Annotated in this window: 20 protein-coding genes and 1 tRNA gene; 8 read left to right on the forward strand and 13 right to left on the reverse strand. The window is 47.0% G+C overall.

Going from position 1 to position 21,032, the window contains the following annotated elements:
- Positions 1-182: 182 nt before the first annotated feature.
- Positions 183-827, reverse strand: coding sequence for an RluA family pseudouridine synthase (locus RSA72_RS08650; RefSeq protein WP_332623620.1), 645 nt, complete (start codon positions 825-827; stop codon positions 183-185).
- Positions 824-1,105: a hypothetical protein gene (locus tag RSA72_RS08655; RefSeq protein ID WP_332623619.1), complete on the reverse strand. Its 282-nt coding sequence runs from the start codon at positions 1,103-1,105 to the stop codon at positions 824-826. Before RSA72_RS08655 ends, RSA72_RS08650 begins: the two co-directional genes overlap by 4 nt.
- 77 nt (positions 1,106-1,182) lie before the next feature.
- On the opposite strand from RSA72_RS08655, the gene RSA72_RS08660 reads away from it, so the two are divergent.
- Together RSA72_RS08660 and RSA72_RS08665 are read left to right on the forward strand one after the other, a co-directional pair.
- Complete coding sequence (locus tag RSA72_RS08660; protein ID WP_332623618.1) at positions 1,183-1,716, forward strand: SRPBCC domain-containing protein; 534 nt, start codon at positions 1,183-1,185, stop codon at positions 1,714-1,716.
- Between the two features lie 10 nt (positions 1,717-1,726).
- Positions 1,727-2,152: a MerR family transcriptional regulator gene (locus tag RSA72_RS08665; protein WP_332623617.1), complete on the forward strand. Its 426-nt coding sequence runs from the start codon at positions 1,727-1,729 to the stop codon at positions 2,150-2,152.
- A 368-nt stretch (positions 2,153-2,520) separates the two neighbouring features.
- Here the strand turns inward: RSA72_RS08665 and RSA72_RS08670 are convergent, their stop codons facing one another.
- The 5 genes from RSA72_RS08670 to RSA72_RS08690 form a co-directional block, all read right to left on the reverse strand.
- On the reverse strand, positions 2,521-2,835 hold the full coding sequence (locus tag RSA72_RS08670; protein WP_332633022.1) for a hypothetical protein: 315 nt from the start codon (positions 2,833-2,835) through the stop codon (positions 2,521-2,523).
- 255 nt (positions 2,836-3,090) lie between these two features.
- Positions 3,091-3,600, reverse strand: a complete 510-nt coding sequence (locus RSA72_RS08675) for a hypothetical protein (RefSeq protein ID WP_332633024.1) — start codon at positions 3,598-3,600, stop codon at positions 3,091-3,093.
- 376 nt (positions 3,601-3,976) lie between these two features.
- A complete protein-coding gene (gene hemL, locus RSA72_RS08680) occupies positions 3,977-5,278 on the reverse strand; it encodes a glutamate-1-semialdehyde 2,1-aminomutase (RefSeq protein WP_332623667.1) in 1,302 nt (433 codons plus the stop codon).
- 45 nt (positions 5,279-5,323) lie between these two features.
- A complete protein-coding gene (gene thiE, locus RSA72_RS08685) occupies positions 5,324-5,944 on the reverse strand; it encodes a thiamine phosphate synthase (RefSeq protein ID WP_332623666.1) in 621 nt (206 codons plus the stop codon).
- Between the two features lie 585 nt (positions 5,945-6,529).
- On the reverse strand, positions 6,530-6,913 hold the full coding sequence (locus RSA72_RS08690) for an Mpo1-like protein (protein WP_443098261.1): 384 nt from the start codon (positions 6,911-6,913) through the stop codon (positions 6,530-6,532).
- Between the two features lie 322 nt (positions 6,914-7,235).
- Between RSA72_RS08690 and RSA72_RS08695 the strand changes: the two genes are divergently transcribed.
- On the forward strand, positions 7,236-8,696 hold the full coding sequence (locus RSA72_RS08695) for a CYTH domain-containing protein (protein ID WP_332623665.1): 1,461 nt from the start codon (positions 7,236-7,238) through the stop codon (positions 8,694-8,696).
- A gap of 117 nt (positions 8,697-8,813) precedes the next feature.
- On the forward strand, positions 8,814-10,265 hold the full coding sequence (locus RSA72_RS08700; RefSeq protein WP_332623663.1) for a CYTH and CHAD domain-containing protein: 1,452 nt from the start codon (positions 8,814-8,816) through the stop codon (positions 10,263-10,265).
- A gap of 200 nt (positions 10,266-10,465) precedes the next feature.
- Here RSA72_RS08700 and RSA72_RS08705 read toward each other — a convergent pair whose 3' ends face one another.
- Positions 10,466-11,098: a hypothetical protein gene (locus RSA72_RS08705; protein ID WP_332623661.1), complete on the reverse strand. Its 633-nt coding sequence runs from the start codon at positions 11,096-11,098 to the stop codon at positions 10,466-10,468.
- Between the two features lie 108 nt (positions 11,099-11,206).
- On the opposite strand from RSA72_RS08705, the gene RSA72_RS08710 reads away from it, so the two are divergent.
- Positions 11,207-11,608, forward strand: coding sequence for a DUF3144 domain-containing protein (locus RSA72_RS08710; RefSeq protein ID WP_332633026.1), 402 nt, complete (start codon positions 11,207-11,209; stop codon positions 11,606-11,608).
- Positions 11,609-11,999: 391 nt separating this feature from the next.
- Here RSA72_RS08710 and RSA72_RS08715 read toward each other — a convergent pair whose 3' ends face one another.
- The 3 genes from RSA72_RS08715 to RSA72_RS08725 all read right to left on the reverse strand — a co-directional run bounded on the left by RSA72_RS08715 (position 12,000) and on the right by RSA72_RS08725 (position 17,296).
- Entirely contained in the window at positions 12,000-14,768 is a 2,769-nt protein-coding gene (locus RSA72_RS08715) for a M16 family metallopeptidase (RefSeq protein ID WP_332633027.1), read from the reverse strand.
- Positions 14,769-14,917: 149 nt separating this feature from the next.
- Entirely contained in the window at positions 14,918-15,796 is an 879-nt protein-coding gene (locus RSA72_RS08720; RefSeq protein WP_332623785.1) for a PhzF family phenazine biosynthesis protein, read from the reverse strand.
- 111 nt (positions 15,797-15,907) lie between these two features.
- Positions 15,908-17,296 carry an L-cystine transporter gene (locus RSA72_RS08725; protein ID WP_332623782.1) on the reverse strand — a complete coding sequence of 463 codons (1,389 nt, stop codon included), beginning with the start codon at positions 17,294-17,296 and terminating at the stop codon, positions 15,908-15,910.
- 176 nt (positions 17,297-17,472) lie between these two features.
- Here RSA72_RS08725 and RSA72_RS08730 point away from each other — a divergent pair, with 176 nt between their 5' ends.
- Both RSA72_RS08730 and gloB read left to right on the forward strand, forming a co-directional pair.
- Positions 17,473-18,063: a flavin reductase family protein gene (locus RSA72_RS08730; protein WP_332623780.1), complete on the forward strand. Its 591-nt coding sequence runs from the start codon at positions 17,473-17,475 to the stop codon at positions 18,061-18,063.
- 118 nt (positions 18,064-18,181) lie between these two features.
- Positions 18,182-18,913, forward strand: a complete 732-nt coding sequence (gloB, locus tag RSA72_RS08735; protein ID WP_332623778.1) for a hydroxyacylglutathione hydrolase — start codon at positions 18,182-18,184, stop codon at positions 18,911-18,913.
- A gap of 177 nt (positions 18,914-19,090) precedes the next feature.
- On the opposite strand, the gene RSA72_RS08740 is transcribed toward gloB, so the two are convergent.
- Complete coding sequence (locus RSA72_RS08740; RefSeq protein WP_332623777.1) at positions 19,091-19,648, reverse strand: hypothetical protein; 558 nt, start codon at positions 19,646-19,648, stop codon at positions 19,091-19,093.
- 525 nt (positions 19,649-20,173) lie between these two features.
- On the opposite strand from RSA72_RS08740, the gene RSA72_RS08745 reads away from it, so the two are divergent.
- Positions 20,174-20,377, forward strand: coding sequence for a hypothetical protein (locus RSA72_RS08745; protein WP_332623776.1), 204 nt, complete (start codon positions 20,174-20,176; stop codon positions 20,375-20,377).
- A 413-nt stretch (positions 20,378-20,790) separates the two neighbouring features.
- On the opposite strand, the gene RSA72_RS08750 is transcribed toward RSA72_RS08745, so the two are convergent.
- Positions 20,791-20,875: transfer RNA gene (locus tag RSA72_RS08750), tRNA-Leu, on the reverse strand.
- Between the last annotated feature and the right edge of the window lie 157 nt (positions 20,876-21,032).

A 21,032-nucleotide genomic window follows, 5' to 3' on the forward strand; every position in this document is an offset into this window, starting at 1 on the left:
AACCAACGTTGACCAATAGCAAACTGCTGCAATTTTTCCACCTTTATCTTAAGTAAGGACTGCAAATTTCAGGCCCAAATAGTGTTTGATATTTGAGCAAAAATCCGCACTGAATAGCAATGTATTTTGACATAAAGCCCACTAAAAAGTGAGGCTCATTTCGAATGTTTCAAGGGTATTTTCTAGAATGGCGCAGGACAGGTAAATTCTACGGCCTGCTCTGTTTTCGGATGCTGAAAACTCAGATGCTCTGCATGCAGGCATAAGCGCGGCATTAAGGCCTGCTGCTGCTCATCTGCATATAAAGTATCGCCGGCAATTGGATGGCCCAAATACTGCATGTGCACGCGAAGCTGATGGGAGCGGCCGGTAATAGGCGTCAGCTTAACGCGCGTCACGGCAGCGCCATTGATCTGAAAATGCTCAAGGGCCTGCCAATGCGTCAGCGCGGGCTTGTTATGCGCAGGATCTGCAATATGCAGCGGCGGGCGCGTCGGATCATACACCACAGGCACATCAACAGTGCCTTCGCCTTCTAAAGTCCCGGCCACAATGGCCTGATAGGTTTTAGCGGTTTGGCGCTCTTGAAACTGGCGGGAGATGCGGTTCTGGCCCAGCTTTGACAAGCCAAAAACCAAAATACCTGAGGTGTCGCGGTCCAGACGGTGAATCAATAAAGTCTGAGGTTCTTCTTTCACTAAGCGATTGATCAGGCAATCCTGCAGATCTGCTGTTTTTCCTGGAACAGTGAGCAAGCCGGCCGGCTTATGAATCACCATAAAATCTTCATCACGATGAATCAGATGTTCTGTCAGAAAACTATTCAATGTTCAATCCAGGCCAATCGCGAAAATAAGGGCGCAATGATAAAAAGCTTAGCCAAGAAATACAATGCGAAAAGCCCGAATTGCGCATGTTTTTTCCGATTGGCGGTAAAAAGTTTTTCAATTGGCCCTGTTTTAAAATTCAGCCGGCGGCAATTGCTGTAAAGCGCTTGAATTTGCTTTGCAGCAGAGGCGATACAGGCACTTTTATTGGGTTCTAACAGCGTGATTCCGTATAAGAGATTTATATTAAAGAAACCCTGATAAGCGTTCGCTTGCAAGTTAAAATTTTCCTTGAGCTTGGAGTAAGCTCCAATCTTAGAATCATTGCCTTATTGAGCAATAAAGACATTATGTTATGAACACAGTTTTTACGATCACAGCACTGCTTTTGTTTTTTCTATTTATATTCAAACATAAAAGAATCGAAACAAAGATTGTTATAAATCAGCCAATAGAGCATGTTTGGCAACTATTCACATGCATTTCATCCCACCCGGAATGGAATACTTTATTTGCTCTTGACAGATTTCCCACACATGCAGGCCAACGAATTATTGTAGATTTATATGATGAAAACAAAAATGTGCAATTTCAAATGCAGCCAGAGGTAAAAGCACTTGATAAATACCGTTTAGAATGGGAGGGTAAACTCTATATAAATGGATTGTTTAATGGCCGGCATCAGTTTATTTTTACTAAAATTGACGCCAATACAACTCAATTCATTCAGGCTGAAGATTTTAATGGGCTGCTTGTGCCTATTTTAAATTATTTTGTTATTCAACCTGCGCAATTGAATTTTGAGAGAATGAACCAATCCTTCAAACAATATGCTGAAATTCATACATTAGACAAAGACACTTGTAAAATATCTAAAATAAAATCATAAGGATAGCTGGATGAATATACGCCAATTTTCTCTAAAGCACGGTATTTCATTAGATACTTTACGCTTTTATGAAAAGCGCAAGATACTAATCCCTGATCGATTAGCCAATGGATATAGGAATTATCATGACATACATGAACAAAAAGTTAAGTTGATCATCAGTTTAAAAACAATTGGATTCAGCTTGGATGAAATTAAGCAGCTGATTGAACTTGAGGAAAAACCTCCTTCTGAAACATGTAATATTATTTCCAATCAATTAATTGATAAAAAAATAGCCATGATTAGCCGGCAAGTTATGGTACTGGAATATGGAAAAAATACGCTTTATGATATTAAAAAATATATTGAAGATAATTCTTTTGTTAAAAATCAGGAAAGAATTTCAAATATGATTGAAAATTTGTATAACCTTGCAAAAAGCACATATGAATAAAAAACCCCGACATCCTGTCGGGGTTTTTCGTATTTACTGCGCTAGGTATAACTCCTGTCATACCTCACAATCCTTGTACTGATCTTTATTGTTATTCTTTGGAGCATCCTGCTCTCTATGTCCCTATCATAAGAAATAAGCATTAGAGTGCCTAGAGGCAAAGGGCCTGAATTTGTGTGCGCCTAGGCGTACACACATGCTTAAATTTCACTCCAAGGGTTATCCGCAGAAATTGGGGACAGTTTAGGTCGCGGGTGAGTTGATAAAGCACAGCAATGTGCTATGACCTATAAGTAAGATTCCTATTGTTATAAATATTCTAGACCTCACTATTCACTATTCACCTTTTACCTTTCACCTTTTACCTTTTACCTTTTACCTTTTACCTTCAGAATAAATAAGTAACAGACCCAAAGGCAGCCAAGCCAAAATAAATAATCAAAAATAAAGTAATTAAGAAGAAATTCATCCTGATCCCAAAAAATAAAGAACACACTAATATCATTACCAGGTGATGTGAAATCTCCATCAATTAAAAATACAAAAGGAAATCCTCCTGCAAGCCTATCTACTTCCTCAATTTTATCTACAACTATACGATTAACAGGAACATTTCTTTGATAAAATAAAGATAGCGATGTTAAAATAAATGATAATAAACTGATATATATTAATTTCTTCATAGAATTATTCTTTAACTTTTAAGCTGATCAAAAATAGCAAATAGCCAAGAAATAGAGCCATAAAAATGGCTGGTATATCAGTATGAACTGTCCGCTAAGAAAATTACACAAGTGCGTATTCTGAAAGCGGAAATTTTTACTTGAGAGAAACCGGACATTTCTACTTTGGGTTTACAGTTGCATTTCGTATAACAGCCATTATGTTAAATGGAGCCTTTTTTAATAGGAAAATTAAAAATATTGATAATAAATCTATTACCAAAAAGATAAATTTTCCTTTATATATGCAGAATTTTTGTCATTATTAATGATTAATCTATCAGCATAAATTTCTTGCATTACTTTGATTAATTGGTGTTTTTCTTCTCCCTTTAATGGAAGTTCATTTGGATCTAAAACTATTTCACCAGCTAAAGTCATATTGAATATAATTTCTAAATCTTCTTTCATACTCTTGTATGATAAAAAAGTATAATACTGCCCTATTGAAAACCTCATTTTTCCAAAATCGGTTTTTACAGGTGAACCACCATAAAAATTTATAATTTGGGTAGCTACTTGCATACATTTTTCTGATGAAATATTTCCATTATATTCATTAATCGAGATATTCATTAAAACATCACTTATGTCATTTATATCACCAAGATTTTTTATAATTTCATATAGTTGATCAGCGATATGCACTATGTTTTTATTAGAAAAAAAAGGTGAAGGATTCCAAACATGTCTAAGTAATGTTTGAATCTGTTGTGTGTGATACATATTAAAAATCCCTCAAAAAACAAATAGAAGGTTTGAAATAATTTAAAATTAAGAATTCCTAAAATCAACATAATACACGTTATGCGAAATTCTTGAAATTTTCACTTCTACATCAACTTCTTAGTCAAAACCGTTCCAAAGTTCAGCGCACTGGAACGGCGTTTTAATGATTATTCACGTTCCACGCCTATTATTCAAGCAAAGCTCCACGCTTTTATAAACTTTAGCTTAGGAATTCTTTTTAAGTTTTCGGTTTTTAATTCACTTACGCTAAAAAGGCCTGAATCGCCTGCCATTATACAAAGTTAAAAAACATGAAACTAAAAAAGCCCGCAGCGTCATGCTGCGGGCCTTAGCTTAAAGAGCTTAACCGCTTTTAGGCTTTCATTTCCGCAAAGGTTTCTTTCGCCATTTGAATCGTAAATGCAATATCTTCATCGCTGTGCGCGCTGGAAATAAAGCCTGCTTCAAAGGCTGAAGGCGCCAGATTCACGCCGCGGCTGAGCATGCCGTGGAAGAACTTGCGGAATGCATCCACATCGCATTTCAGCATGGAGTCGAAGCTGGTAATGTCGTCCTGATCGGTAAAGTAGAGGCCAAACATGCCGCCGACTTGCTGAGTCTTAAAAGCAATTCCCGCTTCATCCGCAGCTGCCTGCAGGCCAGACAGCAAGCCTTCCAGCTTAGCTGTTAGGACTTCATAAAAACCCGGCTGGCGCAGATGCTTGAACATTTCAATACCAGCGCGCATCGCCAGCGGATTGCCGGAAAGCGTGCCCGCTTGGTAAACTTTGCCCAATGGCGCAATGCATTCCATAACTTCGCGCTTGCCGCCAAATGCGCCGACCGGCAGGCCTGCGCCAATGATTTTGCCCAGTGTGGTCAAATCCGGCTTAACATTGTAATGCGCCTGCGCGCCGCCCAAGCCAACACGGAAACCGGTCATCACTTCATCAATAATAAAGACTGAGCCGTACTCATCGCAGACATCGCGGATGGCCTGCAGGAAACCGTCTACCGGCTTCACCAAATTCATATTGCCTGCAACCGGCTCAACAATCACGCCGGCAATTTCAGAACCGAATTTAGCAAAGCATTCTTTTAAAGTTGCAATGTCATTATACGGCAGGGTTAAAGTATGCTTGGCAAAATCCGCCGGCACGCCCGCAGAAGTCGCTTCCCCTTCGCCATTGGTCAGCAGGCCTGAACCGGCTTTCACCAGAAGCGAATCTGAATGGCCATGATAGCAGCCTTCAAATTTCACAATTTTGTCGCGGCCTGTATAGCCGCGCGCCAGGCGGATAGCTGTCATGGTCGCTTCAGTGCCTGAGTTGGTCATGCGCACCAGCTCTATCGACGGCATAATTTCACAGATAATATCGGCCAGCGTGGTTTCATGCACCGTTGGTGCGCCAAAACTTAAGCCGTCTACAGCAGCAGTTTGCACCGCTTTAATAATATCCGGCTGCGCATGGCCCAGAATCATTGGCCCCCATGAGCCGACATAGTCCACATAGCGCTTGCCGTCTACGTCATAAAGATAAGCGCCTTGAGCTTTTTCAATAAATACCGGCGTCCCGCCCACACTGTTAAACGCGCGCACAGGCGAGTTCACACCGCCAGGAATATGCTTGCTGGCCTGTTTAAACAATTGTTCTTGCTTTGGAGATAAGCTCATGAAATAACTCAACTGAAATATCTAAAAGTAATAAAATAAAAGCGTTTATGCCGTTTGCTCAAATAAGTCCGCCCATGCCTGAACGCGCGCGGGAATAGCTTCGGCTGTTTTGCCTAATATATCACTAATCACGGCACAGAGGTCTGCGCCAGACTCCAGCACGATCCTTGAATTTTCAACTGTTAAGCCGCCAATGGCGCAAATCGGCAGGTCAAATTTGGCGGAAGCCTGCCTTAAAGCCTCCAAACCGATCTTGCCCGCGTCCGGCTTGGTGCTGGTTGCATAAATGGCGCCAAAGGCCACATAAGTTGCACCGTCGGCAATCGCCTGCTCAGCCAACTGCATTGAGTTTTCACAGGTGCGGCCAATAATGGCATCCGGCGGCAAGCCCTGCGCAGCGTCACGGATTTCACCATCGCTTTGGCCCAAATGCACGCCCAGCCCGAACTGCGCGGCCAGCGCCAAGTCATCATTTATCACAAACGGCACCTGATGGCGTTCGCAAAGCGCTTTGATCTGCTCCACTTCATCAGGCTGATCTGCCTTAAGCACTTTTTTACGGCGGTACTGCAGAATTTTAACTGCACCCGGCGCCAAAGCGGCGTCCAATTTCGGGAGCAGCACAGCCAAAGGATCATCATTGGTAATAAGGTATAAACCGCGCATATTGCAAATCACTGAATCAAACTTAGGGCCATTATAGGCTGAACTGCGCGGAACCGGGCCAAGAATATGCACTTCTCAAGTGAAATAGAACGCAGCGCTGCCTAGCCAGCGGCTTGCATCAAATAAACTGATTTTTACTGCTTTTGTTAGAAAAATACCCAATTCTGGGGATAGCGCGGCAGCCTTAAAAACGTAAAATGACATGCATAACGATAAATACTTAATAATAATCAAATCAGCGCAAGATTGGGTCTTTTGATGGTTTATGTTAAGCGTCTGGGGAAACGTATAAACCATCAAAAGGCCTGCCCTATTTAAATCATTCACCCCGGAATTTTTCTATTTTCAAATCATTGGCCTGGCAATATTTTATTATTCCATGCAATAAAAAAAGCCTAGAGAAGGTCGCTCTAGGCTTGGAAAACTTTAAAATCAATCATCTTGAATTCAACAGGGATATTATTAGAACAATAACTTTAAAAATGCAATATCATTCATCCAGCTTAGCGCTTAAGTTCTGATTATATTTCAGCAAAAAATTAAAATCCGCCGGTTAAGGCGGATCTTCAGCGCTTTCATCCGGCATCAGCTGTCAATTTTATCCCGGCTGCGCTCCAGCAGGCTTAAATTGCCGCGCGCAACATCGGCCAGCATGCGCCAGTCGGAAATAAAGCTGTACAGCGGCTGCTTAAAGCTGGCAGGCTTATTTTTTTCAAAAATAAAATGGCCGGCCCATGCGCAGGCATAGCCTGAAGCCAAGCCGTAAAGAAAATATTTGGGCCGGCGCTGGCGCAAGGCTTTAGAAAAAAAGTATAGGCCAATGGCGCTGCCCGCAACATGCAGGCGGCGGCTCATGAGATTGCGGTGCTCGGTTAAGTAAAAACGGTAAAAATCCGCATACTTTTCAATTGGCATTGCGGCGGGCGCTTCGGGCTGCTGATCCGCCGGAACTGGCGCTTGAGCATTCATCGTCATCATCCTGATGTTTTTTCCACACCATAGCGCAAATTTCAGGCCGTGAAAAGGCGGGTCAGATCAGCGCCAAGAGCGTGCTGAACGCGGGCTTCAGGCCATGCCGGCACTGCCTATCTGGAAGCGGTTTTGCCAATCTCTGCGCAATTAACCGGCTTTAATGCGCCGTCAAGCCTTACATGCATTTGGTTTTTAGTTAAAATCGGACTTTAAAAATTGCACGCGCTTTTTCTGCGCCAGAACATTATCAGCAGCATGATGCTCCGCTCACGATGCGCTGTTCCCAGCGGCAAAGCGCGCTAAAAACTAGGATATCCCCATGGTTGAAGTTGAACTGAAATTTCAAATTCCCGAAGCGCGCCGCGCCGCGCTGCTGAAGGCGATTGATCCCAAAAAATCACAGCAGCTTCAACTGAAAGCCAAGTATTACGACACCGCTGAGCGCCTGATGGCGCAAAAGCATGCCGCCCTGCGCCAGCGGCTGGAAGGCGCGCGCTGGATTCAAACCCTGAAGGCTGCCGGAAAAAGCCCGATCGAGCGCTTTGAGCACAATCTGGATTTAGGCGAGCTGGATCAGGCGCCCGATCTGGATTTGACGGTTTATAGCCAGCACCCTGAGGCGCAGGCTATTCTGCAGGATGCCTTGGGCGGCCGGCAGGATCAGCTGGAGCTGCAGTTTGAAACCGATATTGTCCGCACGCTGCGCGTCATTGCATTTCAGGATGCGGAAATTGAAGTCAGCCTGGATGTCGGCTGCATCCGCACTGCGCAAGCGGAACAGCAAGTGCATGAAGTTGAGTTTGAGCTGAAAAGCGGTTCAATTCAGGCGCTGCTGGCATTCAGCGCTGAATGGGTGAAGAAATATCAGCTGTGGCTGGATGTGCGCAGCAAGGCTGAACTGGGCAATTTGCTGGCGCTGCAGCAGCCGGCCAGCCCGGCAGTCAAAGCCAAGGAATTCCAGCTCAGCAAAAAAGACCCGGCCAATAAAAACCTGCGCCTGCTGGTGGCGCAGCAGCTGCAGCACCTGCTGCCGAATATCGCCGCCATGTCTGCACAGACTGCGGAACAGGCGCATATTGATGAAGCGCAGCAGGCGCTGCATCATCTGCAGCTGACCCTGTCGCTGTTTAAAGACTGGAATGCGGATATTTCAGACAAATGGGGCTATCAGCTGGAAGCCTTCAGGCAGCAGTTCCGCCAGCTGCAGCACTTTGAGCATATGCAGAATACGCTGGGCGCCTTTCTGCAGAACCGCACAACTTCGGAAAATCTGGCCAAGGACATTCTTTTCGCCAAGGAAAAGCTGCAGAATCTGGTCAAATCCACCTTGAATGTGCATCACTATTTAGAATTGCTGATGTTCAGCCTGAATACGGATGACCAGCCGCAGCCGCATGACCTGAAATGGTTTGCGCAAAATACCCTGCAGAATCAGTATAAAGCCCTGCAGGAAAGCCTGCATGGCGCCACCGCCGCGGACTTTGAAAGCCTGGACACACTGGCTTTAAAAATTCAGGAGCTGAAATTCAGCTTCCCGATTTTAACCTCAATCTATGATGTCAAAAATCTGCAGAAATACAGCAAGGCGCTGAATGATGCCCAGCTGGCGGCCAATGAATATCAGATCTTAGCCTCATCGGCCGCCTATATTCAGCAGACCGAACTTGAAGCCAGCGACTGGTTTGTGCTGGGCTGGCTGACCGCAAAGCAGGAAGTTTATGCGCAGAAGCTGCTGGAAGCGACCGAGCAGTTCCTGGTCAGCCGGAAGTTTTTAAAGTAATGCCGCGCGCTCCTGCAGGCGCTTCAGCCGGCTTGCAGGGCCGATCTTTTGTGTTTATTTTTTAAGCAAACTGCTTTATAGTCAGCTTTGTGACCTCGTCTACGCAAGGCTTTCCCTATGTCAGAAATTGAGCTTAAATTTCAAATTCCTGCACAAAAGCACAAAGCGTTTTGCCTCGCCTTTCAGCGTAAAAAACCTGAAACTGTACAGCTTCAGGCCAAATATTTCGATACCGCAGACTGCTGCCTGCGGCAGCGAAAAATTGCGCTCCGGCAGCGTCTGGAAAATCACACCTGGATGCAGACGCTGAAAGCACCGAAAAATGCCATTGAACGCATAGAAATAGAATCTGAGCTGGGCGAACAGGAACCCGCAGCTGTTGACCTTGCAATGTACCTGCAGGATGCGAAACTAAAAAAGCTGCTGGAGCCTCTGCTTCAGCCGCAAAGCCCGCTGCAGCTTCAGTTTGAAACCCGCATACAGCGCCAGCGCTTTATCCAGAAAATTGCGGACAGCGAAATTGAACTGGCTTTTGACCAAGGCGAAATCATTGCCAGCCAGCGCAGCGCGCCAGTGAATGAAATTGAATTTGAACTCAAGCAAGGTAGCATTCATGAGCTGATTCAGGCGGTGCAGCCGTGGGTTGAAAAATACCAGATCTGGCTGGACAGCAGCAGCAAAGCCTTAAAGGGCCAAATGCTGCAACAAGCGCTTCAGGCTGCGCCGGTGCAGTATCAAAACAGCTTGACGCTGCATGCGGATGACCATGTTGGCGCGGCGCTGGCAAAAATCATCGCCAACTGCCTTGAGCATCTGCTGCCGAATTCCAGCGCAATTGCCGGCCAGCAGTATGAAGCCGGCCATGTGCATCAGGCGCGCGTCGCGATACGGCGCATGCGCAGCGCATTGAAAACCTTTGGCCAATGGGCCGGCCGCGATACACAGGCTTGGCAGGATCAGCTGGCCGAACTGTTCAGGCAATTGGGCGCAACCCGCGACCGCGATGCTTTGGCAGCAAGCTTAATTCCGCAGCTGCAGCTGGCCGGCTCGCCTGTTTCAGAATTGCCCGCGCAGGCCGAAGCGGCTGAAGAAGATATCAGCGCGCTGTTCAGGGCGCCCAAAACTACCCTTTTGCTGCTTGAACTGATTGAATTTTCGCATCAGCCGCAAGACGGCAAAAGCAAGCTGAAAAAGCAGAGCCGCAGGCAGCTGAATAAAATGCATCAGCAGATCTGCCAAGCGGAAAGCACATTTGAGCAGCTGCAGGCTGAAGAAAAGCACCGCCTGCGCAAACGCGTCAAGCGCCTGCGCTACAGCGTGGAATTTATTGCCTCGCTTTATCCGCAAAGCGCAATGAAGCCGTATTTAAAAGCGCTGAAGCCTTTGCAGGAAAGCCTCGGCCGCTTTAATGACTTGACTGTAGCGCATGCGCTGTTTGAACAAGACACCGGCCAGCGTCCGCAGTCTTGGTTTGTGCTGGGCTGGATCGCATCGGAACAGCATCATATCGAACAGCAGATTCAGCAGGATTTAACCGCATTTTGCCAAGCGCGGTGCTTCTGGCAGTAGCAGCTGGATGGCGCTGCCCTCATATTGCTTCCCCATAGTTAAGCAGAGCAAGCTTAGGATACCCGCGTGCGGCAAGGATTACGCACGCTTTCCGTCATAGCAATGCAGGACAGCCCTTAGCTTTTTCCGGTCTGCATCAGCTTGCTTCTACTGGCAGCAGGCCATTTCATCTGCCAGCCAATTCGCTGCAGATATCTCAGCTAGCGGTATTTGCCGAAAACTTTCCAGGTATTATTGTCCGCCAGAGGGTCGCTGTAGCTGTCATTGCGCTGCTTGCGGGGCTTGTCGCGCGCATCCACCAGCTTAAAGTCATCTTCAACGCTGAGCACAATGCCGTTGACATAGAACCGCGTCCGGGTATATTCGCTTTGCCCGTACTGGAACACATAAGTGCGCAGGTCAATAAACTCACGGTGCGCAACCAAAACTGCGGTGTCATCACTGTCCAGCCAATGATGCATGGCGGCGGTTTCCCCGGCTTCAAACTTCCCGCATTTTTCCACTAGGCTGGTAATGCCGCGGAAGGTTTTGGACTCTTTGGCGCGGGTTTTATTAATGCGGATGCGGTCGACATGAAAATAAAACAGCGGCAGGTTCAAATGGCTGGGCAAATGCACGGCGTCGATGGCCTCATCTTCCATAAAGGGCTGAAACAGCTCCTGCGCCCGCTCAATCAGGCCAGCCCATTGCTTATAATATTCATCGACTTCGGACTGAATGCCGTAATAAATCGGCAGGCCTTCGACATTGGCTAAATTTGCCGGCGGCCAGATATTCTGGCGCAGCAAAGCGATGTCGCTTTTTAAGCTTTGTACCGCAATTGCATCTTGCATGAAGGATTCCATTTATGCTTAGGCTATTTTTAGATTAAGTCAATGGTTTTGTTTCTGCAAGGCTTTGCCTATAATTAGCCTTTAAGATTTTCATGTCAGGAAAAATTCATGGTTCAAAAGATTGAAGCAACCGATGTTACCGAAGAAGAAGCGTTAAATGCGGCATTCTTTGAACGCGCAGATGAATTTATCAAGCAAGCCAATGATTTTTGCCGTGTTGAAAAAGGCGCCTCTGTCAAGCCGGCCGAAATGCGCGGCCAAGTCAGCGCAGCCATGCTGTTCGCTACCGCCCGCTTCAATACCTGGGTCGCCGCCAACGGCTTTAAAGACGGCGATGAAATGCGTGATGCTAAAGATCAGGTCATGTCCTATGTGATGCAGCAGTTTCAGATGATGCTGGAAGACAACTATGATGAATACTGCGAGCAGTTCGAGAACTATTTGCGCTTCCGCCACAATGAAGAATTCCATGCCAATAAGCATGACCATGATCATGACCACAAGCACTGATCTTTAAAACTGGGGGTTTAAGCGCCCAGTTCTAAAAGCCCTGCGGGGCTTTGAATGCCGGCCAGTTAAGAAACTGACTGGCATTTTCTTTTTAAATTATAGTCAATATATTTTAAAAACAGTTCTATAGATTGCAATTTTGATAAAAATCAGAGGATTTATGCGCGCTTAAGTTTCAGCGCTTGCTCTGCCTCATTTTTGCTTTAAACGCCTTTGCGCAGGCAAAAGAACAGCAATAACTCCAAATTCGAATTTAAGGTGGCAAAACTCTGCCGAGAACTGCGGATGACATTGCCGTACATCGAATAGCCTTGACCGCTTTAAAAAATAAAGAGCCAGTCAATCAGCTGACTGGCTCTTTCTGTTCAGGCGTTTTTGCCGTCAAGCTGAGTTACTTTTTCACAGCAGCCTGCGCCTGCCCATACTGATCCGCCATCACTTCAACCAGCTGATCGACACGGATGTATTTCTTAATCGCAGCGTCCACATCGGCCTTGGTCAGTTTTGCAATGCTCTGATCGCGCTTTTCACGCTCCAGCAAATTACGGCCCTTTTCCAGCTGCGGAATCAGCATGCTGTGAATGCGGCGCTCATCTTCCAAAGCGGTAACGCGTTTTTTCAGCATGGCCGCTTTGGCCGCCTCCAATTCCTGCTCCGTCACGCCTTTCTCCAGCATTTCCGCCAGCACCTTATGCACCGCTTGCGAAACCTGTGCAGATTTGCCCGCCGTATAATTGGCGCTGATCATCAGCGCGCCGGATTCATCCCAGCTGTCAAAGTTCATATTTGCGCCAAAGCCGTAAACCAGCGCGTTCTTTTCACGCAGTTCCTGCGCCAAACGCGAAGACAGCTGCGAATCGCCCAAGATATGGCGGAAGATTTGCAGCGCCGGCATGTCTGGATTATCGCTGCCTACAGGAACAGTCAATAAAGCCTGATAGCTGCCGAACTCGCGCTGTTCTGACAATGCATGCACTTTCTGCGCTTTGTACGGCGTATAGGTATCGCTTAGGCGCGCATAAGGCTCCGCCGTTTTCCAGCTGCCGAATTCCGCTTTCAAAAGTTTCTGCATGCGCTTGGCGTCAAATTCGCCAGTCACGGCAATCTGGCCATGATTGGTTTTAAAGAACTGCTGATACAGCTGCTGCACCTGCTCACGCGTAGCGGCCTGATACTGCTGCTTCGCCAGCTCTGGTTCAAAGTGATAGCGCAAATCGCCCGGCTGATGCGTTTCAATTAAGCGCGCCAGCGTTAAAGCAGCCACGGTATCCGGCTCGGTATATGGGCGGTCTAGGCTTGCAAGGCTTTGCGACTTAATCAAATCAAACTGCGCCTGCTCAAAGGCAGGGGTTTTCATCGCGTCTAGGAAATATTTAAAGAAGTCTTCAAATTGATCTTTTTTGGCAGAAATCTGAATGTTAAAGCCATTGCCGCTGGCGCTGACGCTGGCTGACCCGCCCGATTCAATAATCTTGTCGGCAATCTGCTGCAGGCTTTTGCCTTCAGAAGCGCGGAACAGCAAATAAGCGGTCAGATCTAAAGTCACATCTTTATTGATCAGCGACTGTGCTGTGCCAAAATCTAAATCAATCGATGCATAAGTTTTATCGTCACGGATTTTCGTCGGGAATAATGCGTATTGAATGCCGTTTTTCAGCTTGCCGCGCTGAATCTGCTTTTCTTTTTGCTCCAGATAGGCTTTGGACTGCTGAACATATTGCTTCACTTCAGCCTTATAAACGCTTGCATCCTTCAGCGGCTCCTCTGCTGCCGCCTGCTGATCCAGTGTTTTTGCAGGTTCAGGCTTTTTCTGCGCTACCGCCTTTTTCTGCTCTTCCGGCGTCGGCAGAATATCGCCGGTTATGCGGTGCTCAGGCTTTAAAAAGGCTTTATAAACCTGATTTACATCTGCCGGCGTCAGCTTCTGAATATCCTCTAAATCCTTGAAATACTGCGCCCAGTCGCCCTGACGCGCCACATAGTAATCGCTGAGGCGCGAACCTAAAGCCGCCGCATTATTCTTAATGCTGTCCGCCTGATTGCGGGTTATGCCCTTGATGCGGTTCAGCTCGGTTTCATTAAAATCCTTGCTTTGCTCCACGCCTTTGTTCAGTTCATTCTGCACACGCGCAGCGTCATGGTTCGGCGCATAAACCGCGCCCATAAACACCAGATTAAAGTCGCGGTCCAGCCAAGTCGAAGCCGAAGTGCCTGTCGCTAAACCCGTTTCGACTATGCTTTGATATAAATGCCCGCTCGGCTCCAGGGTATACAGCGCCGGAGAAGCCGACAAAGCAGGCACGATCGGCTGATCTGCGCCATTGAAATAAATATTGAATTTGGCCAAGTCACTGCCTTTTTGCACGCTGAACTGGCGCTGCTTAATCTTGCTGCCGTCCAGTTTAGGCACTGCAGCCTGCGCAGGCACGGCGCGTGAAGCAATTGGGCTGAATTGCGCATCAATCTGCTTCAGCACCGCAGCCTTGTCAAACTTGCCTGAAAGCACCATCACCGCATTATTCGGCGCATACCAGCTGCGGTAGAATTTGTTCAGCTCCTGCATATTAATCGACTGCAGCTCTTTCAAATCGCCAATCGGCAGGCGGCCTAAATGCTGATTGCCGTATGCGCTTTTAAAGATTTGCTCAATCAAGACAGCAAAGGGCTGATCCAGGCGCACTTCGCGCTCGCGCTTTACAATCGCGATTTCTGAAGGCACGTATTTTTCCTGCAGCACCAGCTTATCCATGCGCTCCGCTTCCAGATGAATCACGGCATCAATCGCCGCCTGTTCCGGGCGGATCAGGCTGGTGTATTTGGTTGAATAGTAATCTGTGCTGGCATTGGTGGATAAAGTGTATTGATCCAGCCGGCGCTGGAATTCTTCGCCTTTGACATTCTGCGTGCCTTTAAACGCCAAATGCTCCAGCAGGTGCGCCAAGCCGCCCTTGCCTTGCGGGTCATTCAGCGAGCCAGTCATATACACCGTATTCATGAAAATTTTATTTTCTTTATCGTTAGGCGCAAGAATGATGCGGAAACCGTTGTCTAATTTATATTCTTCAATGTTCTGCTCTGTTTTAACTAAAACAGGCTGAGCAAAAACCGCACCGCTGAAACCGAGAAAAAAAAGTGAAAGTGTAAGCTGTTTAAAACGCATGAACTTGATATTTCCAATAATAAAGAATGTAAATTTGTTATGCTGACAATATTAGAGAATGATTCTCATTATATAAAGTGTTTTTTTTAAGATGCTGCCGGATATTGTGCAGGCAGCCTCACAGGCGGACTATTTTCCGGGCGGAGATTTTATTCTGCATCCAGATAAATTTCAGCCTGCATATACAGCTTGGCATAGCCTGAAATTTCAATGCGCTCATTTTCCAGTATGGCGCAGTGCAATTCTCCGCCGCGCTCAGACGCCTGATAGGCCAGCAATTCTGCTTTGCCCAGCTTTTCCGCCCAGAGCGGCGCAATGCCGGTATGAATCGAGCCAGTCACCGGATCTTCATTAATGCCGTTGGCTGGCGCAAAATAGCGCGATACGCAGTCATACTGCTGGCCCAAAGCCGTAATTGCGACATCCATAGCTGCGCCATGCCCAGATGCGGTAATGGCTGTGCGGATGCGCCCCAGCTGCTTCAGCAGTTCAAAATCCGGCTGCTCATCCAGCACATCCTGCACCGTTTCATATTCCACAATATAAGCCTGCGCATTTAAATACACCTGCTTGAACGGCTTGCTCAGCGCCTGCCTCAGCAAATCGGGATAGGCCGCTAAAGCTTCTGCACGCCGGATGGGGAAATTCATTTTAATTTTGCCGTCCTGCGCCTGCTGAACGGTGAATATGCCTAAATTCTTCACATGAAATTGAATGGTTTTGGCCGCAGTATAGTCCTTAAACAGCACATAGCTGGCCGCGAGCGTGGCATGGCCACAGAAATCGACTTCCGTGGCCGGCGTAAACCAGCGGATTTCATAGCTTTCGCCATCAATTTTTTCACCATCAGTTTTTTCACCGTCACTTTCCGCATGCAGGCTTTTGACAAACGCCGTTTCGGACAGGTTGTTTTCCATGGCAATGCTTTGCATTAAAGCTTCATCCAGCCATTGATCCAGCACAATCACGGCAGCGGGGTTACCTTTAAAAAGCTGCGCGCTGAAGGCATCGACCTGATACATTTTCATCTGTTTTTTCAGTCCTGATTGCTGATTTTTCATTATTCATCATCTGTAAAAATAAAAGCCAATACTGCAGTACTGGCTTTTAAAATTTAACCGTGCGTTCTGATTGTGGCTTTAAACCTGCGTTAAATCTACATCATCCTGATTAAAAACTGTCTTGTTAGTTTGCCCCAGCAGCTGGCTGGTAACCGTGCCCGCGGTCATTGAGCCGCTGACATTCAGCGCTGTGCGCCCCATGTCAATCAGCGGTTCAATCGAAATCAGCAGCGCCACCAGCGTGACCGGCAAGCCCATAATAGGCAAGACAATTAGTGCTGCAAAGGTCGCCCCGCCGCCAACGCCGGCAACGCCAATTGAACTGAGGGTGACCACGCAAACCAGAGTTAAAATCCACAGCGGATCCAGCGGGTTAATGCCGACCGTTGGCGCAACCATCACCGCCAGCATGGCCGGATACAGCCCCGCGCAGCCGTTTTGGCCAATTGTGGTGCCAAACGAAGCCGAGAAGCTGGCTATCGACTGCGGCACGCCAATGCGCCGGGTCTGCGCTTCAATATTCAGCGGAATGCTGGCTGCGCTGGAGCGGCTGGTAAAAGCGAAGGCCAGCACCGGCATGACCTTTTTAAAGAATTTAACCGGATTAATACCGGTCAGCGCTAAAATCACCGCATGCACGGCAAACATCAACGCAATCCCGACATAGGATGCAGCCAGAAAGCCGCCGAGATTCAGGATATCCGCCAGTTTTGAACTGGCCACCACTTTGGTAATGAGGGCAAATACGCCATAAGGCGTCAGCAGCATCACCAGGCGCACCAGCTTCATCACCCAAGCCTGCAGGGTTTCAATGGCCGCCAGCACGCGCTGCCCTTTAGGCGCATCGTCCTTCATCAGCTGGAGGCCCGCCATGCCCAGCAGCGCCGCAAAAATCACCACACTGATAATGGAGGTCGGATTGGCGCCCGTCAGCTCAGCAAAAGGGTTGCTTGGAATAAATGACAGCACAAAATTCGGCACATTCAGGTCAGTCACTTTCGCCATATAGTCTGCGTTCAGCTGCGCCAGCCGCGCAGTTTCCTGCGTGCCCTGCACCAGCCCGGCAGCTGTCAGCCCAAACAGGTTGGTCACAGCCGCCCCGACCAGCGCCGCAATAAACGTGGTGATGAGCAGCGTGCCGATGCTTAAAAAGCTGATTTTGCCCAAAGAGCTGGCATCATGCAGGCGCACCACTGCGCCCAGAATAGAAATAAAGACCAGCGGCATCACCACCATTTGCAGCAGCTTCACATAGCCGTTGCCGACAATGTTGAACCATTGAATCGACTCGGCTAAAACAGCCGGCGAATCGCTGTAAAACGCATGCAGCCCCAAGCCGAAAGCCACCCCTAGCCCAAGGCCTGCAAATACTTTTTTCGACAGGCTCCACTGCGTTCTATGTGTTTGCGCAAGCAAGATTAACAGCGCAATAAAAATGGCTATATTCAGCACGACCGGCATGTTCATGTTCTTTCCTTCAATCTCATTTTTATATTATACGCCTGCACTCCAGCGGCTGCTTATGATTGTTTTGTAATGACGATGTCTATATATTCAATAGATTAACCTCCATTCATTTTTTGTATATTTCGTGTCCGGATGGCGGATTCCGGCGAGTTTTAAAGATACACAGGCTCAATATCATGCTTCATCATCTTCTGCCCGTTGAATTAGAAAAATCTTACCGCCTGCTGAATCATGGCCCGACGGTTCTTGTCTCTGCCCAAGACCATCAGGACACTGGCGTAATGACCGCGGCATGGGCCTGCGCTCTGGAATTCAGCCCCGCCAAAGTGACCGTAGTCTTGGATAAAAGTTCAAAAACACGCGGAATTATTGAAAATTCCGGCTGCTTTGCGCTGCAGGTGCCCACGCTCAGGCAGCTGAAAATGGTCTATGCGCTCGGCATGATCAGCCTGCATGATGCGCCGGAAAAACTGCGCCAATGCGGGGTGGAGTTATTCAATTTTCCGCATTCCAAGATTCCTGCGGTCGCAGGCTGCGCGGCTTGGCTGTTATGCGAGCTGATTCCGGAACCGCATAATCAGCAGACGCATGATTTATTCATCGGCAAAATCATTGGCGCCTATGCTGATGAGCGCATTTTCCGTGACGGGCGCTGGCATTATCCGGATGCCGGCGATGAATGGAAAAGCCTGCATCATGTGGCAGGCGGCCAGTTTTACACCATTGGCGAAGCGGTCAGCGCTGTGGACGAGGACGCTGCAGAATAATAAGCTCGGGATTCCTGCGCGCGCCGCTGCAATGCACAGCAGTGACTGCAATATATTCAATGAATATCAATTCATGCTACCTTAAAAGATAATTTAAAGCTGATCAGAAGTTTGCCCTATGTCTTTTAAAATTCACTGCATAGACGTCAAAAATGCACTGCAGAACTATATTTGGCTGCTGGAGCACGAGGCTTCCCACGAAGTCGTTGCGGTTGACCCGACCGAAGCCGGCTTAGTCGAGCAGTACTGCAGCGCGCATCAGCTGAAGCTGGCGCAAATCTGGCTGACCCATTGGCATAAAGACCATATTGGCGGTGTGCCGGAACTGATCATCAGCCGCAATATTCCGGTTTATGGCCCGCGCGGTGAACTGAGTAAAATTCCCTTCATCAGCCTGCCGCTGGAAGATGAAGGCCAGTTTGAATTTCATGGCTTGAATGTGGATATTATTGCGGTTCCGGGGCATACCCTTGGCCACATTGTCTATTTTATCGACGCTTTGGATATCATGTTTTGCGGCGATACGCTGTTCGCCATGGGCTGCGGCCGCGTATTTGAGGGAACGCATCAGCAAATGTATGCTTCACTTTCCCGACTGGCCGCCCTGCCGGCGCGCACAAAAGTGTACTGCACGCATGAATATACCCTGTCCAATGCGCAGTTTGCGCGCCAGGCTGAACCGGACAATCTTGCAATTCAGGAACGCTTTGACCGGGTCGAAGCCCAGCGCATGCTGGGGCAATGCACCCTGCCCAGCACCATTGAGCTAGAACTGGAAACCAACCCGTTTATCCGCGCAGACAGCGCTGAAGAATTCCAGCGCCTGAGAGAATGGAAAGATAATTTTTAAATGTTTTAAATACGCTGCGAGCCGGAAAAGCATGCAGCCATGCCACACAGCAAACTCCTTTGCTTCGGACATATGGATTCTGTTCAGCGATACGGAACGCGTCTGCCGGGCGCGCCGGCAATTAAGCAGCTGAGAAGCGGATTGCGCCCCGCGCTGCCAAATGGCGCCAGCAGCGCCTTAGAGCTTGCGCAGCGGATCAAAGCTGTCCAGTCTGCTGTACTGCTGCTGCATGTCATTAAAAGCATCCGTAAAGCCGACCAGTGAAATTTGATTCATCACCGTTTTAGCAGTATTTGTCGCTTTAAACTCGGTTTTGACTTCAGAGCCGCGCTTGAACTGGTCAATAATTGGCTGCGCGTCACGGTATAAGCCTTCGCGCGCCTGCAAAGGGCTGTTATCATCCACTTTCAGCACAGTAACCGAGTTTTTTTCAGGCTTCATGCCGACACTCAAGCTGTAATGATCATTCATGCGCATGACCGTAATATGGTTCTTGCGCATGGTGCAAATTTTGGTGTCTTCGCCGGTCTTGACCCAGCATTGAATATTCCAGCTTGCACGCCCCAAAAGCTGATTTTCAGATTTCTCAATTGAAGCATCTATGCGCTGATAATCCACACGCTGAATCAGATAGCCCAACCGATCATTTTTAACGCTTACAGCAGCAGCCCCAACTGTGCTCGAAAGCGCTAACCCCAAAACCGCCCCAAAAAAAATAGAAGTATTATTTAACATTACCACCCCAAAAAAATAGAAGCACTATTTAACATTAATCAATATAAAAAGCTAAACTAAGCACATTATAGCAGTGTTTAATTTTCTTCAAAATATATACAATGATTTTATTTACTTAGGAAAAATTGTATGATTCTTTGTTCAGTCAAAAAAACAGCAATTGAATAATTAAAAATAATCATTTGAATTTTTTTAATTAATTTTAAAATACAAAATAAACGGAATTACAGTGGCAAATTCAGCACCCCTAAGCATGGCCCAATGCAAGCACATTTCCTTACAATCCAAATGTGATCACCATTCCGCTTTGCCCATAGGCCTCTGTCAAAAATAAATCATAATTCGTTACATTATATCCATCTAAAACAAAATCAATAATTTAGTAAAATTACAGCCTGACAATTCGCCTCAGCCAGTTTGTTTTTCACGCAAAAATAAATAAATTTATTAAAAATCTGAATTCTGCCCTTTAAAAAATATTTAAGCATCCCTATTAAATATTTAATATGAATAAGGAGTTCGCTCGTGAAGAAAGTAGTTAAAGCCAAAAACCTTATTGCCTTCCGGCTTTGGCTGGAAAAGTTAGGATACAATGTCCGCACCCTGGCAGATAATCAGGGGTTCAGCTTCAGTTTTAAAAAGGAATATGGACTGGTCACCTGCGACCTTTCAGGCAATGCTTTAGCTATGCAGCTGGGCGAAGAGTTTGAGGACCATTTAAAAGCTTAACAGCCGGCCCAAGTTTTGATCGAGAAAAATGGATTTTTAAAAACACCGCTTTCAAATACCTAATGCCGGTCAGCTGCGCAATTGACCGGCTTTTTATTTTTTGCAATTCCAGATTTTATTCAAACTATGGCCATTTTATCCGCTGCGCAAGGCAGTGCTTAAAAAAATTTCAGAATTTAGCGATATCTATATTAAAGAAACTGAGTAAAATCAGCTTCGGAGACGCAAGTGCGGCATGGATGCAGATAAAAAGCAGAACTCTACCCTGAATAGCCAAAAGCGATGCAAGCTAATGCCTGAACCGATCATCATGGCGCAGATGAAGGCTTCTGTCATTTCTCAGTTTTTTATTTTCAGGCCGCTTTTTTCAGGCCATAAAAAAAGCAAGGCATAGCGCCTTGCTTTTTAAAATTTGGTGGGGATGAAGAGACTCGAACTCTTACACCTTGCGGCGCTGCGACCTGAACACAGTGCGTCTACCAATTCCGCCACATCCCCATTTAGTGTGCCAATTTACATTGGGCTTAAATTTCCAAAAACACCAGCCAAGCATTGAATGTTTTCAATTAAAAGTCTTTTTTGACTTAGCTTGATACCTGATGGTGGGGATGAAGAGACTCGAACTCTTACACCTTGCGGCGCTGCGACCTGAACA

Source organism: Acinetobacter sp. (genome assembly GCF_036659555.1).
GTDB lineage: Bacteria > Pseudomonadota > Gammaproteobacteria > Pseudomonadales > Moraxellaceae > Acinetobacter.